General features: G+C 42.2%; 20 protein-coding genes. 4 read left to right on the top strand and 16 right to left on the bottom strand.

The features are described 5' to 3' along the window. Window positions 1–14 precede the first annotated feature (14 nt). The 5 genes from GZ22_RS01305 to GZ22_RS01285 all read right to left on the bottom strand — a co-directional run bounded on the left by GZ22_RS01305 (window position 15) and on the right by GZ22_RS01285 (window position 4,457). Complete coding sequence (locus GZ22_RS01305) at window positions 15–437, bottom strand: DUF4064 domain-containing protein (protein ID WP_038557962.1); 423 nt, start codon at window positions 435–437, stop codon at window positions 15–17. A gap of 20 nt (window positions 438–457) precedes the next feature. After that, a complete protein-coding gene (locus tag GZ22_RS01300; RefSeq protein ID WP_245609694.1) occupies window positions 458–1,387 on the bottom strand; it encodes an ABC transporter permease in 930 nt (309 codons plus the stop codon). Then, a complete protein-coding gene (locus GZ22_RS01295; RefSeq protein ID WP_038557957.1) occupies window positions 1,374–2,300 on the bottom strand; it encodes an ABC transporter ATP-binding protein in 927 nt (308 codons plus the stop codon). Before GZ22_RS01295 ends, GZ22_RS01300 begins: the two co-directional genes overlap by 14 nt. A gap of 125 nt (window positions 2,301–2,425) precedes the next feature. After that, the gene (locus GZ22_RS01290; protein WP_038557955.1) at window positions 2,426–3,787 is read right to left on the bottom strand and encodes a processed acidic surface protein; all 1,362 of its coding nucleotides are present in this window, start codon (window positions 3,785–3,787) and stop codon (window positions 2,426–2,428) included. A 163-nt stretch (window positions 3,788–3,950) separates the two neighbouring features. Further along, window positions 3,951–4,457 carry a GNAT family N-acetyltransferase gene (locus GZ22_RS01285; protein ID WP_038557953.1) on the bottom strand — a complete coding sequence of 169 codons (507 nt, stop codon included), beginning with the start codon at window positions 4,455–4,457 and terminating at the stop codon, window positions 3,951–3,953. Between the two features lie 160 nt (window positions 4,458–4,617). On the opposite strand from GZ22_RS01285, the gene GZ22_RS01280 reads away from it, so the two are divergent. Beyond that, window positions 4,618–4,995: a hypothetical protein gene (locus GZ22_RS01280; RefSeq protein WP_038557951.1), complete on the top strand. Its 378-nt coding sequence runs from the start codon at window positions 4,618–4,620 to the stop codon at window positions 4,993–4,995. Continuing rightward, a complete protein-coding gene (yidC, locus tag GZ22_RS01275; RefSeq protein ID WP_038557948.1) occupies window positions 4,944–5,726 on the top strand; it encodes a membrane protein insertase YidC in 783 nt (260 codons plus the stop codon). The genes GZ22_RS01280 and yidC overlap by 52 nt, the downstream gene beginning before the upstream one ends. A gap of 45 nt (window positions 5,727–5,771) precedes the next feature. Here yidC and GZ22_RS01270 read toward each other — a convergent pair whose 3' ends face one another. From GZ22_RS01270 to GZ22_RS01240, 7 genes are all read right to left on the bottom strand, one after another. Then, entirely contained in the window at window positions 5,772–6,188 is a 417-nt protein-coding gene (locus tag GZ22_RS01270; protein ID WP_038557946.1) for an organic hydroperoxide resistance protein, read from the bottom strand. Window positions 6,189–6,287: 99 nt separating this feature from the next. Next, entirely contained in the window at window positions 6,288–7,232 is a 945-nt protein-coding gene (locus GZ22_RS01265) for an ABC transporter permease (RefSeq protein ID WP_038557943.1), read from the bottom strand. After that, window positions 7,225–8,145: an ABC transporter ATP-binding protein gene (locus GZ22_RS01260; protein ID WP_038565394.1), complete on the bottom strand. Its 921-nt coding sequence runs from the start codon at window positions 8,143–8,145 to the stop codon at window positions 7,225–7,227. Before GZ22_RS01260 ends, GZ22_RS01265 begins: the two co-directional genes overlap by 8 nt. Window positions 8,146–8,188: 43 nt before the next feature. Next, entirely contained in the window at window positions 8,189–8,878 is a 690-nt protein-coding gene (locus GZ22_RS01255) for an ABC transporter ATP-binding protein (protein WP_038557941.1), read from the bottom strand. After that, the gene (locus GZ22_RS01250; protein WP_038557939.1) at window positions 8,871–9,248 is read right to left on the bottom strand and encodes a GntR family transcriptional regulator; all 378 of its coding nucleotides are present in this window, start codon (window positions 9,246–9,248) and stop codon (window positions 8,871–8,873) included. The genes GZ22_RS01255 and GZ22_RS01250 overlap by 8 nt, the downstream gene beginning before the upstream one ends. Before the next feature lie 3 nt (window positions 9,249–9,251). Further along, window positions 9,252–10,037, bottom strand: coding sequence for a hypothetical protein (locus tag GZ22_RS01245; protein ID WP_038557936.1), 786 nt, complete (start codon window positions 10,035–10,037; stop codon window positions 9,252–9,254). Window positions 10,038–10,162: 125 nt separating this feature from the next. Then, window positions 10,163–11,272, bottom strand: a complete 1,110-nt coding sequence (locus tag GZ22_RS01240; RefSeq protein WP_038557934.1) for a glycerol dehydrogenase — start codon at window positions 11,270–11,272, stop codon at window positions 10,163–10,165. A gap of 155 nt (window positions 11,273–11,427) precedes the next feature. Here GZ22_RS01240 and GZ22_RS01235 point away from each other — a divergent pair, with 155 nt between their 5' ends. Next, a complete protein-coding gene (locus tag GZ22_RS01235) occupies window positions 11,428–12,330 on the top strand; it encodes an SDR family oxidoreductase (protein ID WP_038557931.1) in 903 nt (300 codons plus the stop codon). 44 nt (window positions 12,331–12,374) lie between these two features. On the opposite strand, the gene GZ22_RS01230 is transcribed toward GZ22_RS01235, so the two are convergent. Beyond that, window positions 12,375–13,541, bottom strand: a complete 1,167-nt coding sequence (locus GZ22_RS01230; RefSeq protein ID WP_038557929.1) for an iron-containing alcohol dehydrogenase — start codon at window positions 13,539–13,541, stop codon at window positions 12,375–12,377. Window positions 13,542–13,648: 107 nt separating this feature from the next. After that, window positions 13,649–14,506 carry a dimethylarginine dimethylaminohydrolase family protein gene (locus GZ22_RS01225; RefSeq protein WP_038557927.1) on the bottom strand — a complete coding sequence of 286 codons (858 nt, stop codon included), beginning with the start codon at window positions 14,504–14,506 and terminating at the stop codon, window positions 13,649–13,651. A gap of 129 nt (window positions 14,507–14,635) precedes the next feature. Between GZ22_RS01225 and GZ22_RS01220 the strand changes: the two genes are divergently transcribed. After that, complete coding sequence (locus GZ22_RS01220; protein WP_038557916.1) at window positions 14,636–15,058, top strand: pyridoxamine 5'-phosphate oxidase family protein; 423 nt, start codon at window positions 14,636–14,638, stop codon at window positions 15,056–15,058. 13 nt (window positions 15,059–15,071) lie between these two features. On the opposite strand, the gene GZ22_RS01215 is transcribed toward GZ22_RS01220, so the two are convergent. Together GZ22_RS01215 and GZ22_RS01210 are read right to left on the bottom strand one after the other, a co-directional pair. Further along, window positions 15,072–15,833: an STAS domain-containing protein gene (locus GZ22_RS01215; RefSeq protein WP_051747918.1), complete on the bottom strand. Its 762-nt coding sequence runs from the start codon at window positions 15,831–15,833 to the stop codon at window positions 15,072–15,074. After that, a complete protein-coding gene (locus GZ22_RS01210; protein WP_038557914.1) occupies window positions 15,820–16,467 on the bottom strand; it encodes a cobalamin B12-binding domain-containing protein in 648 nt (215 codons plus the stop codon). The genes GZ22_RS01215 and GZ22_RS01210 overlap by 14 nt, the downstream gene beginning before the upstream one ends. Between the last annotated feature and the right edge of the window lie 4 nt (window positions 16,468–16,471).

Genomic DNA, 16,471 nt, shown 5'->3' with positions numbered 1-16,471 from the left:
TCCTGCGTTACTTCTTAATACGTTTCTCCTCTATCATTATATTGCTCAACAGGCTTTCGCACAATTGCCATGATACCTGCGATCAAGTAAAGGATACCTCCGATGATACCTGTAAAGATAGATAGAATCGTACCAAGCACTGCTGTAATGATAAGAAGGATGCCTGCTCCAGTTGCTTTTTTATTAGGTTTTAGCATAGCCAGAGAAACAAAACCAAGAATTGCACATATTACGTAAAGAATAATGAACCAGATAGACATTCCTGTCACGAGATCAGTAAACATAGATGCATCCTCTGCCGTTAAACCTTGGTTTACGAGTTCATTAGTTGTTGCCTCATCAGCTCCTCCAAGACCTATAACTGACCAAACTGCAAAGACAAGAAACAAAACCGCTCCAATAATTGCCAATACTTTTTCTGCCGTTCTTTTTACCATTTAAATTCCCCTCTCTTATTTTAGTGACCCGCTACATCGCGCTTTGTGAACAATACCCAACCTATGATGAGGAAGATTAGATAATACACGGTAATCGTCACAACCGAGAATGTAAGCGTTAAATCCTCAATGATTTTATACCCTGTAGTAAATTGGGTTAAATCCAAATTAGAAAATAATACATATTTTGCGAATGGTTTGTCGGATATAAACATAGTGACAGAACTACCGACAAACATAAGGAAGATTGCTGTCCCTATTGCCAAGGCCCCATTTCGAAGCGCAGCAGAGATCATAAATGCAAAAGTTGCCCATACAACCAGTTTTACCAACTGTAACCCATAATCCTGTGCTATGCGTGTCCATATCGAAATTTCAACAACTTCTCCATCCTGCACTTGCAGAGTGGTTCCATCCCCGCCAAGACCAAAGAACAACATCCCAAACAACCAGGAGAAGACGAATAATACAATCAGTGCAGTTAAAGCAAATAAAAGTACACTAGCATATTTGGCAAAGAATATCTTCGTCCTTGTTGCTGGTCGAATTAACAGGAGCTTAATGGTACCCCAACGATATTCATTCGCTATAATTCCGCCAGCTACTATTATTGTCAGCAAGCTGAGCACACTTGTCATGAAGTTACCCTGATAAAGAAACTCCCAAGCCGTTGTTCCTTCTGGCTTCATATCGTTTTCAATCCGGTAATTATTGATCATAATTTCTGGTGCAGTCGGATCATACTCGGCTATATCTGCACTTTGTTCCTGCAACTCCTGCTTCCATGTAGCATCATCATATTCTCCGATGAAACTATCAGCTGTACGCATGATAATAGCAAATCCCAGCACAACTACTATGAGGATGCCCAACATGATCCAGGTCGCCAGCTGGCTGTACAGCTTCGTTTGCTCGTTACGCACAAGCTGGAAAAAGTTACTCAATGACATTCTCTCCAATCACGTGTAAGAATTTATCTTCCAGTGTCTTACGCTCCACAGCCACACCATACATCTCAACATCTGCTAGCGCCAGCGCTTTAATAATGGATGGGATTTCTTCACGCGTTATGGGGAATGTTAATTTCTCGCCGCTTGCCATTGCTGTAACCCCAAATTCCTCCTGCAAAAGACGCTGTGCTTTTTCGTGATGCGCTGCCGGACAATTGATTTGCACGACTTCAGATGGTGTGTCTTCTTCAGCATTCTGAATTTGCTGGATGGAAATAAGCTCCCCGTTTTTCAAGATGCCGATTCGGTCACACATTAGCTCCATTTCCGAAAGCAAGTGACTGGAGACAATGACTGCTACATTCTCTTGTTCTGCCAATCTGCGAATATACTGACGGATCTCCCGGATTCCTGATGGGTCCAATCCGTTAGTCGGCTCATCCAATATCAAGATAGAAGGATTATGTAATAATGCCTGTGCGATACCTAGCCGCTGCCGCATACCTAAGGAATACCGCTTCACTTTCTGATGAATACGTTTCTCCAATCCTACCAGCTTCACCACTTCGTCGATACGTTCCTTTGAGATCCCGGGAATCATCCTTGAAAATACAAGCAGATTCTTGTATCCGGACATGAACCCATATAATTCCGGGTTCTCGACAATAGCACCAACATGGCGTATTGCTTCTTTATAGTCCGTCTTGATACTTTTCCCTTGTATCCGCACGTCACCTTCTGAAATACGGATCAAGCCTACCATCATCCGGATTGTCGTTGTCTTACCCGCTCCGTTCGGTCCAAGGAATCCGAATACCTCACCCGGCTGAATGTCGAAGTCCAAGCCCTTCACAATCAGTTTTGAGCCAATCTGCTTCTTCAGACCGATCAGCTGCATTGCCGGTTCTGTCATCTCGTTCACCCTTTCCCTGTAACAATTTTGTCACTTCCATAATATGTACGGAGCACCTTGTCAGATTGTTTCATTTTTATATAGAAAAAGCACCACGAATCAAATGATTCATGGTGCTTCCGTTATCAATTACTATGTTTCTTGCGTCGATTCCATGCGTATAATGCTGCTCCAGCAGCCATCAATACTGTACCAAACGCGAGAATATTACCAACAGGAGAAGCTGTATCCGGAAGACGTTTGCCTTCTTCTTTTACTGTCTCTGTTGCAGTCTTTGTTGGTGCAACTGCAACTTTTTCTTTTACCGGTGCTTCGTGTTTTGGTGCTGGTTCAATTTCTTCCCTTGGTTTCTCAATACCATTGGTAATATTAAATATTGAATTATCTACATCCTTACCGGTTATAGAAAAATTCATTAACAGATTACCATTAACGTCATATAACTCAACAAATAGTATCTGATCATCTATCTCAGTTATTTTAGAAAGTTCCTCAATTGTCACTTCTTTTTTTGTACTTCCGTCAAATAGATAAAATTTAGCTTTGAGCTGGAATAGATCCATGAAATCATACCATACAGAGACAATCTCTTTTCTTTGGTTATCATCCAATTCATTAATTGTTTCAAATTCACCTAGTGCATATAGACGTTCACTTAATTCCAAAAGCTTTTCAAGAGTCGTATCGGATATATTATTGAATACTGAGTTTATGTGATCATAAAATTTTCTAAACTCTTCCTTACTTATACCAATACTTTCTAGAGTCGGAGGTTCACTGTTTAAACTTTCCCAAAGCATCTCAAAATCATAACCACTTTCCGAATAAATGAATGATGCTAATTCATCATAACTGGAAAAGTCGTCTAGTGTAACTCCATTGTCAGCTAATAATTGTTCCAATTCTTTCTTGCTCATGTCTACTTCCTGTAATAAGAAATACAAAGACACGTCGTTAATATCGTTATAAATCAATTCATATAGATCATCCATATACTCAAAGCTATAAAGATCAAATCCATTTTCTGAGAACAAGTCAGCTAATTCTTTTTCTGTCATACCAAGATCATCAGCTAACATTTGCAAGGTTTCAGCATTCGCCGGTTCACCCATCACATAATACAAATCTGTAACGAGCAAGATATTGTCAGCAGTATAACCTTTCTTTGCATATCCTTTATCTATTAATCTTTGATCAAATTGTTCTCTTGTATAATTGTTTTCTTCAAGAAAGGCATTAAAGTTTTCTTTAGTTACAGGCTCACCCAAATAATCTTTTAATTCTTCCACAGAGTCAGCATTGAAATCCTCTATAGACTCCCAGTCAAAATCCTCCAGATAGCGGTTCAAACCTTCTACATCTGTACCTAGCTCAGCCGCATAGGCTTCAAGGTCTTTTTGTTTAATAGCAGCAGACGCAGTCTGTGGTGCTACTACTTGCAGGCAAAGCATAACCATGATTATTCCAACCAATAGCTTCTTTGTCACTTATGTATCCTCCTGGAAATATATTTATGTAATTCCAGATTATTATAATTGGAGCGGATAGGCTTGGCTACATAAATATTTACAAAAATTAAACTTTTTTACTTGACATAGAAAAACCCCTTATAAAAGGGGTTGGATAGGAGTTAATTCGACAATTTTCTACTTATTTCAATGATATTCCCATACGTTTTGAGCGTGTCTGCATGCCCATCTTAACATAGAAATCTTCTGCACGATTATTGAAATTCCACACATTCAGTTCTATTTCAGATGCACCTATCTTTTTCCCATGGCGCTTAATTTTTTCGAATAGGTGACCGCCGATTCCTTTACCGCGCATGTCGGAACGGACACAGAATTCTTCGATGAAAATGTGCGCATTGTGCGAGATTGTCTCATTTGTTACACGTATCGTGGCAAACGCCATAACTTCCTTTGTTTTTTCCACTAAAAACACTTTTTTATTATCCAAGTATATATTGCTTTCAAACACGTGCTGGTCAAGCGGTTCGGCCTTCTTGGCAAAATGCTCCGGCTGATATGTGTAATGCGTATTGTATAGTTCCTTGTACAGAACAGCGACTTGGTCATAATCCGAGACCTTTGCTTCGCGTATCTTGAACATCGGTTTCACCTCTGCAGCTTGTAGTCTTGTTAACCAGTTTATCATGTTCGTCCCCCTCCGTCATAAAACTGTCCAAATAAACCGCTGTTAGCAGAGAAAACGCTTCTCCTAGCCATTTCTCCATACTAAACGAAAATCCCTGCGCAGCTTTGACAAGTTTCTAATTCTATAGGAAAATAGAAGGAACGAAAGGAGGTGTATACAGATGCTGTATGCTTTTTGGAATATGTTTGCCGATGATTTCACTTCGTTGGTCTTTTATATTGGTCTGACGATGACATTTATCCTGGCACATAGAACAACAACGAAAGTTACGAGTCGTTTTCGTGCTGGTGATGCGATGCAATGGCAGCATGTCTGTACATTAGACAGCTGGCAATCGCATACTCCTACTACTGTTTGTTACAGCAAGCCGATCGTTCATTGGCTCGCTCGCACTACCATGCGGAAGGACGGTCCGGATGATGATGGCGAAGCAGCTTCTTGTTTGTATCCAGATAATCAATCGATACAACAAGGAGGAAAAACAAATTGCAACGCACATCTGTATCCACATTCTTTAAAAAGTACGGTATTATTTTAAGCTCTATTACTCTGATAGTCTTGCTTGCAGGATGCCAAAGCAGCAGCGGGAGCGCATCCAGTGAAGGATTTTTTAATCACTATTTTATCAGTCCATTTTCTTACTTGATCAAATGGATTGCTGCCAACTTTAATGATGATTATGGAATCAGCGTTATCTTAATTACGTTAGCAGTACGTCTCATATTGATGCCTTTCATGCTGATGCAGCTTAAGAAGAGCTATGAGACGCAGGAGAAAATGAAGCTATTTAAACCAGAGCTTGATGCTTTACAGGCAAAATATAAAAACAAAACTGATGTTGAGTCTAAACAAAAGCAACAGCAGGAAATGATGGAACTGTATCGAAAACACGGAATGAATCCATTTTCCGCGATGGGCTGTCTGCCGCTTTTGATTCAGATGCCTTTCTTAATCGGCTTCTACTCAGCTATCCGAAATACGCCTGAAATTGCGACACATGATTTCCTCTGGTTTAACCTTGGAACACCAGATATGGCGCTCATGGTTATTGCAATGCTAGTCTATTGGCTGCAATATCGCGTGTCCCAAATTGGGGTGGACCCAGCTAGAAGGCAGCAAGCTCGTATGATTGGCATTATCTCGCCGCTCATGATTGGCTTTATTTCCTTCAGCTCACCAGCTGTACTGCCGCTATATTGGGCAGTCGGCGGTTTGTTTGTCATCTGTCAGACATTGCTGGCAAAGTTTTTATTCCAACGAAAAAAATGAGCATAGAAAAACCACTTCCTATATCAGGAAGTGGTTTTTTGATTATTATTCTACAACGTTCACTTTCAAATCTACATCGATGTTGCCGCGAGTCGCTTTGGAGTAAGGGCAGAACTGATGTGTTTTTTCCAAAAGATCTTCCGCTTCTTCCTGTGAAACGCCTTTTACATCTACAGAGATAGCAACGCCTAGTTTAAAGCCATCGCCATCTTTCAATAGGCTGACATCAACAGAAGTTTCTGTTTCAACACGCTTGCGCTCAGCTCTTGCTACATGGTTGAATGCTCCATCGAAGCAAGCAGAATATCCTGCTGCGAACAATTGCTCTGGGTTGGAACCTTCAGCATCCTTTTTACTGCCTGGTTGGACAAGATTAAGATCAATCAAACCGTCATCAGATTTTACATGGCCTTCACGACCGCCAGTTGCTTTCGCGTGAGATGTGAATAATACGTCACTCATGTTAATTCACTCCTATTTCGTTTGTTAGTTTGAAAAAGCTGCATACAGTATTACTAATTCCTTTTTACCGTTATTTTAAACATAAAGCAAACGAATTGCTTAGGCTGTAACGTCCCTTTTCATAAAGCTGAACCAGGTGATAACCATGATAATGACAAAATAAATTGCCATTACTGCAACGGAGAATCCCAGTGTCATGCCATCCACAGCCGGAACATTACCTGGATTATATACTGTAAGATCTACGTTATTGAATAAGATATATTTCGACCAATCATATCTGGAAAGTATGAAACTGATGGTCGGGAAGAACATTGAAATAAAGATGGAAAATCCAATTGCTAGGGCTGTGTTACGGAAAATGGTAGATAAAGCAAAAGCAATTGTCGCATAGATTAATGTTTGGACAAAGTTCAGTCCGTAATCTCTCATAGTTGAAGCTAATAAGTTATTGCTTACAGTTTCTCCATTGTCAAAAATCACACTTTTCGCGTCAAATCCATTGAAGCCGAAGAAGATACCGCCGACAACAAAGGAAAATCCAATAAAGAATACGAAGAAGATAACTGTCGTGATGAACATACTTACATACTTGGAAGTTAATACACTGAAACGAGAAGGCGTTTTAGTAAGTAATAGCTTGATTGTCCCTGTGCCGAATTCAGTAGAAACAAGGCCCCCTGCAATGATAGCGATGAACAGGATTAGAAACGGCGCACAATAGTACATGACGCTTTCCATATAAGCAGCTAGTGAATCACTTTGAACTGGTGCAATATCCTGATCCAACTGATATTGCATTGTAGTCAAGTCCTGTTGGACAGCTGCGGCTTCCACATCACCATTTTCAACTTGCTTCTGTAAATCTTGCATTTGCTGTTCTGTATTTGCCCGCCAGTCTCCACTGCTGTCTTCAGCGTAATACGCTGTAAATGCAGCGATTGTAATTAGTAAGGCCGCTGCAATCCCAAACATAATCCACGTCGACAGACGACGGAATGTTTTCATATGTTCATTACGTACCAAACCAATGAATTTAGACAATTTCCTTCCCTCCAGTCAATTCCAAGAATGTATCTTCTAATGTTTTCGTTTCTGCCTGGATTCCATAGATGCTGATTGCTTCCTTGGCTAATTTGGCAGCTGCTGCCGGTATTTCGTCACGTGTCAGCTCCATGATGATTTGTTTATCCTTAATCTCTGGTTTCTTACTGCCCATATCGCGGAGTACAATTGCCGCTTGTTCCAATGGTTCAACCTGGAAGCTAACCATTTGTGTCTGTTCACTCGACATCTCATGGACTTGCTGTACGCCAAGCATCTTACCTTGTTGAAGAACACCGATTCGGTCACACATCAATTCCATCTCGCTCAGCAAGTGGCTGGATACGATAACGGCAAGTCCTTCTTTTTCTGCAAGGTTGCGGATATAATGACGCATCTCTCTAATACCAGCTGGATCTAATCCATTTGTTGGTTCATCCAGGATAAGGACATCCGGCCGATGCAGCAGCGCTTGTGCGATTCCGAGACGCTGTCTCATTCCAAGGGAATATGTTTTCACTTTGTCGTTGATCCGATTCTTCAAGCCGACTAGCTCGATAACTTCATCAATCCTATTCTTGTCTACGCCATCACTCATTCTCGCAAAATGCACAAGATTCAGATATCCGGAAAGATACTTATACATCTCCGGGTTCTCAACGATAGCACCGATATGTTTCATGGCAGCTCCATGTGATGTCTTGATACTATTTCCTTTGATAAGAATATCTCCATCTGTGATGCCCATCAGCCCGACAATCATTCGGATTGTTGTTGTTTTACCGGCGCCGTTCGGCCCTAGAAAGCCGAATACCTCACCGGGATAGATGGAAAAATTGACGCGATCAATGATTTTTCGTCCGCGTATCACTTTGGTAACCTGCTTGATTTCAACTGCTGGCTGTTTTTGCATACTTTTCCGCTCCTTTGCTTGTAATAAGAGTTGTAGTGCTTCCTTACTCATAAATCGAGCTCATCCATTCCAATATGCCCTTCTGCTCGTCATAGCGCAGTTCTTCTACATTCCGGTGATCCACTAGCTCACCGTCTTTGATAGCAATCACTTCATCAAGTATCATTTCTACTTCCATGATTTGATGCGTGGACAGGAGAACAAGCTGTTTTTCCGTGTCTACAAATGTGATGAGACCTTTGACAATGGAGTCTCGCACAAGTGGATCCAAGCCGGAAAGCGGCTCATCCATTAACAGAACAGGCACTTCCCTGGAAAGTGTAAGGATAATTTTAAGCCTGCCGCGATTTCCTTTGGACAGATGCTTCACTTTTGTATTGGCATCCAAATTCATGTAAGCACGTATTTCTTCTGCCTTCTCTTTATTGAAGTCAGGAAATTGCGTAGCAAAGAAATCAATTGTCTGCTGGACAGTATAGAAGGAGTAATACTCATCCAACTCGGATAGATAACTGACTTTCGATGCTATCCGGCGCGTTACTTTCTCCCCATCTAATTCTACAGATCCTTTAGATGGATTAATCAGCCCGGCGATAAGCTTCATCGTCGTTGATTTACCCGCACCGTTCAAGCCGACTAGACCAATGATTTTGCCCTTATCAAGCTTTAGATCTACATCTCGCAATGCCGTTTTTGTCATATATCGTTTTGACACATTTTTAAATTCAATCATGACGTGCTCCTCCTTCTAAATAAGTCTGAAGCCCTTCTTTGATTTCTTCATTTTGATAACCCATATCATGCATAACTTGAATGAAGTTCTGTATTTGTTCTTGTTTCAGCTTCTCACGTATAGAAAGGAGAATATCCTCATTTTCCGTTACGAATGTTCCTTGTCCTCTGCGTGATTCCACGATTCCCGATGCCTCCAGTTCGCGGTACGTCCGCTGTACCGTATTCGGATTTACTTTCGATGAGACTGCCGTTTCCCGAACGGAAGGCAGTTTGTCGCCAGGCTTCAGTTCGCCGCTGACAATTTGTCTATTCAGCCGATCTGCCAGCTGCAGATAAATCGGCTGGGATGATTGAAATGTATCAGTCATGCTCTACACCTCTACTTTTTTGTCTAATAACCAGGATGCGATGAAATAGATGATTAGAATGATAATCAGTTCAATAATGTAATAACCAGCATAGACCGTAAGTTGTTCACCTTGCATATTGATCAATGCTTCCTTTGTACTAATATCGAATTGTAATGAATTAGCGATAAAACCTAAGTCTATCTTTCCCCATTCTGTAATGGCAGCATAGAATTTTGATTGACTAAAAAGACCAAAATATAAATAAGCGAAAAGCCACCAACCAATAAACACTACTGCTCCACTCAGAAATGTTGGCATGTATCTTACTAATAAGAGAAAAACAATATATGCAAGAATCACATAAATAGAGAAATCAATGGATAACGAAACGACATGTACGAATGCAATCATACCGACCTTGAACCACGTGCCATCTGAAAATGGTACAAAGTTCAAACCGCCCACATACGCCGCAATACTTACGATAAGCAAAGAGATTATCATATAAACCGTACCTGTCACCAACTTCGCTGCGAGAAGCCCTGAAGCATGCATCGGATTATGAAGCCAAAGATGCAATCTCTTCCTCTCCACCCCGAGACTGTAAAGCATGTAAATAGCCATGAAGAAGAAGTGTCCGCCACCCCAGGCTAAACCGATAATACCGACAGCATCCCATGCATACCCAAATTTATAGGTAGTCGCGGTGACTATAACCAAGCCGACAAGGAATAGTACTACCGCTAAAAGCATAATCGGCAATCCGATACGGAATTCCTTCTTTACTAATGCTAGCCAAGCTTTCATGAATTAAACCCTCCTGATGTATTACTGTATTAATTACATAGTACACTAGTACGGAAATACACGTCAATGGGCAAAAGAAAAAAGCTGGAACATTTTTTCCTGTTCCAGCTTTTTATCTTTGTTATTTAGTTTTCGTAGCCAACTAATTCTTTGTATGCTTTTGCATATTGATCGGCAGCTTTAATCGCATCCACGACTTGATCTGCTGTGATTGTACCAGGCAGGTTATGGATTGATTCACCTTCCTGCACCGCAAGTTCTGCCACCTTCAGCAAGTCTTCATCTGAAACATCTTTGAGTTTGATGTCTTCTAGTGTGACCGGGAGGCCAAGAGCAAGATAGAAATCAATGTACGTGTTGATTTCATCAAGTGTACGATCCTCCAGCGCAAGCTGTGTTAGCGTACCAAATGCTACCTTTTCGCCATGGGTAAGGCTATGGATTTCACCATGCAGTGCGGTGAAGCCATTATGGATAGCATGTGCCGCTCCAAGCCCGCCGCTTTCGAATCCCAGTCCGCTCAGCAGTGTATTTGCTTCGACAACCGCTTCCAATGCCGGTGTAACGATTTGTCGTTTGTTAGCCTCATAAGCAAGCAATCCATACTCGAAGAGAACTTCTTCTGCTTTTTCTGCAATCGCTTGTCCAGCAATAGTAGCCAGTCCGCCAGCCATGTTTGTGCCGCGTCCTTCAATAGAAGCACGTGCTTCCACCCAAGTAGCCATTGCATCAGCAATTCCGGAAGCTAGGAATCGAGGTGGTGCCTGAGCGATAATTTTTGTATCGACAAGGACAAGGTCCGGGTTCTTGTCGTAAAACTTGTAGCTTTCAAAAGTTCCTTCTTCAGAGTAGATAACACTCAATCCGCTCGTCGGCGCATCAGTTGATGCTGTTGTTGGCAGGATCACCACACCAACGTGCAGCTCGTCGGCTACTGCTTTGGCAGTATCAAGTGTTTTTCCGCCTCCGATACCGATGACAACATTACTTTCCTTACCATCAGCAGCAATACGCTTGATTTCCTCTGTTGATGCTTCTCCGCCGAATACGATTCTTTTCGTTTGGATACCGCTCTGCTCCAGATTCTCAAGCACTGTATTACCTGCCAAGTCCCATACAAATTCATCCGCAAGGACAAGAGCATTATCCCCGATTTTTTTGACGTACTCCCCAGCTTTCTGAAGTACATCTTTTCCTTGAACGTACCGGCTTGGACTGATAAATACTTTTTCCATGAATAAGACCCCTCTCCAACTCGTAAATAATTACATTCTGATACCTTTTCCCTTTCTGTTCTGTTTCGTAACATAAAATACCTCTTTTTTGGCAAATCAAGAGTTCCTTTTGCATATATTTCTTTTGGAGCCAAGAATAAAGAGGAGGACAGGAATTGACGCAGCAGCCTTATAGCAAAAACCGGCCGGTCCAACCCGGCACGAACTTTTACTTTCCGCCTCAGCATCAAAACCAACAGCCTGGAATAGAAGGACTGATGCGGCCGAAGCCGATTATCGAGACAGACACGTACAAAGGTTCAGGAAAGCTGAAAGGAAAGATAGCGATCATCACTGGAGGGGACAGCGGAATTGGCGCAGCAGCAGCCATTGCTTTCGCCAAGGAAGGTGCCGATATTGTTATTGCTTATTATTATGAATATGAAAACGAAGATGCCAGACGGACGAAGAACAGGATAGAACAGCTTGGGCAGCGCTGTACTCTGATTGTCGGTGATTTGCGGAGTGAAGCACATTGCCAAGCTGTTGTTGCACATACAATCGAGACTTATGGGAAATTGGATATTCTCGTAAACAATCACGGCGTCCAGTTTCCTCAAGATTCGCTGACCGATATCTCTACTGCGCAATGGGATGCAACATTCCACACGAATATTTTTGCTTTCTTTTATCTGACAAAAGCTGCATTGCCGCATTTGAAAAGAGGAAGCACAATCGTTAATACAACATCAGTGACAGCATATGAAGGAAGACCAGATCTGATTGATTATGTTAGTACAAAAGGTGCCATTGTCGGCTTCACGAGAGCACTATCCCAGAATCTAGCAACACAAGGAATCAGAGTGAATGGTGTCGCACCAGGACCTATCTGGACACCGCTTATCCCTTCTAGTTTCTCTGCTGAGGATGTAGCAACCTTTGGACAGGATGTACCAATGAAACGTGCCGGTCAGCCCTATGAACTTGCTCCGGCCTATGTTTACCTTGCTTCTGAGGATTCCTCTTATGTAACTGGTCAAATCATTCATGTGAACGGCGGGACGATGGTAAGCTCATAAAAAAAGAGCCTGCGCAATTTATGCGCGGGCTCCTTTGCTGATTATTAGAAAGATGCTTTGTAGATCTCAAGTGAATCTTCTTTGTTCAATGTGCGATATCCACCGAATTCGCCGTTCGCGTATGCTTTTTCAGCCATCAATTCCAAGCTGTCTTCGGAAATATCGTAGTCACGAAGTGTAGCTGGTGCATCAATGCTATTCCAGAATGCGCGCAATGCATCAATTCCTTCTAGCGCCGCTTCTTTATCCGTTTTACCTGTCGGATCAATACCGAAGACACGGACAGCAAGCTGCTTGAAGCGTGGTGCAGTCTCATCATTGAGTACATGCTTCATCCAGTTAGGGAACAGAATCGCCAAACCACCGCCATGCGGAATGTCATGAACTGCAGATACAGCGTGCTCCAAGTTATGTGTTGCCCAGTCGCCGCGATAGCCCATGTTCAAGACACCGTTCAATGCCATTGTTCCGCTGTAAAGAATAGCAGCACGATTGTCGTAGTTTTCCAGATCCTCAAGCAGTTTCGGTCCTGTTTCCATTACCGTGAGCAATAGGGATTCACAGAAGCGGTCCTGCAATTCTGTATTCGTCGTTGTATGGAAATAATGCTCCAATACGTGTGACATCATATCGACGATACCATAGATTGTTTGGTCACGCGGTACAGTGAATGTGTTCTGCGGGTCTAGGATTGAGAATTTCGGGAATGTATGCGCACTTCCCCAGCCATACTTTTCATTTGTTTCCCAATTCGTGATAACAGAACCAGAGTTCATTTCAGAACCTGTCGCTGCAAGAGTAAGCACAGTACCGAACGGAAGAGCATCATCTGCGAATGCTTTCTTCGTCACGATATCCCAAACATCTCCATCGTATTTGGCACCAGCTGCAATTGCTTTTGTACAGTCGATTACACTTCCGCCGCCAACTGCAAGCAATACATCGATACCTTCTGTTTTACAGATTTCTACACCTTTACGAGCAGTAGAAACACGTGGGTTTGGTTCTACACCAGAAAGTTCGAATACTTCTGCACCGATTTCTTCAAGTTCTTTCAATACTTTTTCATACAAACCGCTGCGCTTAATGCTTCCGCCGCCATAGACAAGCAAAACTTTCTTGCCGTATGCAGGAATTTCTTCTTTCAATTTATCTAATTGGTCTTTACCGAAAATTAATTTTGTTGGGTTATAAAACGTAAAATTATCCAATCTGATCGCCTCCACATTTTATTATGCTAAAGGATTGGGACATAAGTAAAGTAATCCGCTCATGCCTTCCAAACCTTAGGATATATATATCTGCCTTCTTTATTCCCTCATTGCCGCTGCAGTGGCAATGAGCAGCAGCGGAACGATCCGCCAGATTTGATGATTTCTGAGAAGTTTACTTCAATTACTGTTACTCCTTCCTTCCGCAATGCTTCATTCACCCGCTTATTAGAAGGCAGGCTCAATAGCTTATCCGGCGCAATGGAAAGAATATTCGTTCCCATGTAGAATTGTTCTTCTTCCGAGATTTCGATTGTCTTATACAGTTTACGGAATCGTTCCAGATCTTCCTCGTTAAAAGCATCTGGATAAAGAATTGCCAGGTCATCCCGGACCAAGTTGAAGACACAATCCAAATGAAGGATATCCTCACGAATCTTAACTGCAATCACTTCGTAGTCTGGGAGCTGCTGCTGTATTTGCTGCACAGCTTTCTCGTCTGTCCGCTTACTCAGACCGATCCATACACGCTGACCGTCAACGACTACATCACCGCCTTCGATCGTTCCTTCTGTAACGTCCTTATATGTAAGTCCCTGTTCCTTTAGCCATTCTCGTAAGATTTTTGTTTCCCCTTTGCGTATGTCATCTTCCATATTCGACACAAAAAGCGTATCTCCTATACAAAAACCTATATCACGGGTATAGACTTGTTCATTGAATGGCTCTTTTGCCGGCACTGACATCACATCAACGCCATTGTCGCGCAAGACTTTTACAAAGTCAGTATGCTGCTCCATAGCTGCATGTTGATCGATATTATGATTCAGATAATGTTTTTGTGTTTCGTTGATGACTTTGCGGATTTCCATATATGCTGGCGGACAGACAACGACATGCGTTAACTGGCCAAATTCTGACTGGCACTTTGTTTGAGGTTTTTTCTCTTCTTGCATCTTAGTCATGTGATTCCCTCCATTAGTTGGCTTTTAGACGATTCTTCCTTCCACTCCTTATACACTTCCCTGTTTTGGGGTTTAATAAGCTGCCAAAAAAGGGATACTACCTGTAGAAATCAGAAGGAGGAGATCATAATGGAACAAGCAGAAGTCAAAAAACACGTAGAACAGATTCTGGAAAATCAGAAGATCGGAACACTTGCTACCGTTCAGGGTGGTAAGCCTTATACACGCTATATGGCCTTCTTCAACGAAGGATATACATTATATTGCGCAACAAGCGGCAACTCACACAAGGTGGACGATATCGAAAGCAATCATAACGTCCATATCCTGCTAGGATATAACGGCGATGGCGTCGGAGACGAATATGTTGAAATCGAGGCTGAAGCAAAAGTCAGCGAGTCTCCGGAACTAAAGCAGCAGCTTTGGAAGGATAGCTTCAGTGCTTGGCTTGACGGTCCGGATGATCCGGATTATGTCGTACTGGAAATCAAGCCAGATAAAATCTATTTGAAAAATGTAAATAAAAGCGACGTTTATACCGTCGACGTATAAGGAAAAAGCAGAACTACTTGTGGTTCTGCTTTTTTATATATTCGGAAATTGCTTGCTTCAAGCTAGCCATCGAAGGCGCCTTTACTGTCCCTTTCGACTTGAATCCTCTAACTTGTGATGGAGATAAACCGACAATCATTGTTTTTGTGCCCATCAGCTGAATTGTTTCAAATAATTGCCCAAGCTGCTTTTTGCCCTCATCCGTTATCTCTCCGACAGCATGGAAATCAAAGAAGACCTGTTCATAATCTCCTTCATCAATTCGATACAAGATATTCTCCTCGATCACCCGGAGCTTATCGGCTTGCAGATCTCCGAACAAAGGGACAAGTCCTGCTTCTGCATAAAGAGGAATGAATGGACCGCTTAGTTTATGGATTCGCTCTATTGCGTCCTCCAGTTCTTCCTTTTTTTCGAGCAGTTCAAAATCTGTATCTGATAATCTGTTTCGGAGCTTTATCAGCTGCCCTGAGAGATTATCTACTTCTTTCGTTTTTTCCACACATAGTATATGCGCTTTATTGCCTTCCCATTTCACGGAAATACCGAACACCGCCAAGGGGTCATATTTCGTTTTCATATTAAGTTCTATTTCTATTTCCGAAAAATCAGGCTGTATATACTGGCTGACTTTCTGCCGGCTCTCTTCATCGATTAAAGTTATAAAATTATCGCCAATTAAAAAGATATCACTGGCAGAGCGTGAATAATCCAATATCGCAAGCTCTTCATTGAGCAAGAAATACGGAAGTGGAAGGAATTTACCGGACACCATCAGCTGGTGCCTCCGTCTTTTCCTCGAGCCAAGCAGCGACCTCATCCAAATCGTAAATTACGCGGGTCTGTCTGCCGCAATAAGCTCTTAAATCATGCATAGCTACAACCCTTCCCCCGACAAGTATCTGAGGTTCCCAGGACAATTGCTCAAATGCAGCTATATATTCCTTCAAGGCCGTAATCCGGTATGGAATGGCCGCAGATAAACCAATAACATCCGGATGCCATTGCTCCGCACTTTTCAACGCATCAGATAATGGAAGATTCTGTCCCAGATGTCTAACCTGCCAATGATTCTCCTCAAATAGAGCCGCTATCATTTTCGAGCCGATAACATGCTGTTCCTCTTCCAGACATAAAAACATCGCTTTTTTCTCCGATCGTCTGTTTCGCTGTTTGAATTGAAAGGTATACTGCGCTAACGCAAAATCACAGACGCTCGTCGCCAAATGTTCATCCGCTACCGTGATTTCATTACGCAGCCATTTTTCTCCTATGTCGTACATCGCCGGTGTAATGATTTCCTTGTACACACGTATACTCGGTCTTGTATTCTCTATTAAAATTGTGTACGCCTGCCGCTCATCGCCTGCAAGCAACGCAGCTGCAAAATGCTGCCATGCTTCTGTCATCACG

Source organism: Terribacillus saccharophilus (assembly GCF_000725365.1).
Classification (GTDB): domain Bacteria; phylum Bacillota; class Bacilli; order Bacillales; family Amphibacillaceae; genus Terribacillus; species Terribacillus saccharophilus.
The sequence above is the reverse complement of the archived record's forward strand: the minus strand, read 5'-3'. Positions and strand labels throughout refer to the sequence as shown.

Coding starts and splice junctions, on each gene's coding strand:
- GZ22_RS01305 (WP_038557962.1), bottom strand. CDS start 437: ATGGTAAAAAGAACGGCAGAAAAAGTATTGGCAATTATTGGAGCGGTT.
- GZ22_RS01300 (WP_245609694.1), bottom strand. CDS start 1,387: ATGTCATTGAGTAACTTTTTCCAGCTTGTGCGTAACGAGCAAACGAAG.
- GZ22_RS01295 (WP_038557957.1), bottom strand. CDS start 2,300: ATGACAGAACCGGCAATGCAGCTGATCGGTCTGAAGAAGCAGATTGGC.
- GZ22_RS01285 (WP_038557953.1), bottom strand. CDS start 4,457: ATGATAAACTGGTTAACAAGACTACAAGCTGCAGAGGTGAAACCGATG.
- GZ22_RS01280 (WP_038557951.1), top strand. CDS start 4,618: ATGCTGTATGCTTTTTGGAATATGTTTGCCGATGATTTCACTTCGTTG.
- GZ22_RS01270 (WP_038557946.1), bottom strand. CDS start 6,188: ATGAGTGACGTATTATTCACATCTCACGCGAAAGCAACTGGCGGTCGT.
- GZ22_RS01260 (WP_038565394.1), bottom strand. CDS start 8,145: ATGCAAAAACAGCCAGCAGTTGAAATCAAGCAGGTTACCAAAGTGATA.
- GZ22_RS01255 (WP_038557941.1), bottom strand. CDS start 8,878: ATGATTGAATTTAAAAATGTGTCAAAACGATATATGACAAAAACGGCA.
- GZ22_RS01250 (WP_038557939.1), bottom strand. CDS start 9,248: ATGACTGATACATTTCAATCATCCCAGCCGATTTATCTGCAGCTGGCA.
- GZ22_RS01245 (WP_038557936.1), bottom strand. CDS start 10,037: ATGAAAGCTTGGCTAGCATTAGTAAAGAAGGAATTCCGTATCGGATTG.
- GZ22_RS01240 (WP_038557934.1), bottom strand. CDS start 11,272: ATGGAAAAAGTATTTATCAGTCCAAGCCGGTACGTTCAAGGAAAAGAT.
- GZ22_RS01225 (WP_038557927.1), bottom strand. CDS start 14,506: ATGACTAAGATGCAAGAAGAGAAAAAACCTCAAACAAAGTGCCAGTCA.
- GZ22_RS01220 (WP_038557916.1), top strand. CDS start 14,636: ATGGAACAAGCAGAAGTCAAAAAACACGTAGAACAGATTCTGGAAAAT.
- GZ22_RS01215 (WP_051747918.1), bottom strand. CDS start 15,833: ATGGTGTCCGGTAAATTCCTTCCACTTCCGTATTTCTTGCTCAATGAA.
- GZ22_RS01210 (WP_038557914.1), bottom strand. CDS start 16,467: ATGACAGAAGCATGGCAGCATTTTGCAGCTGCGTTGCTTGCAGGCGAT.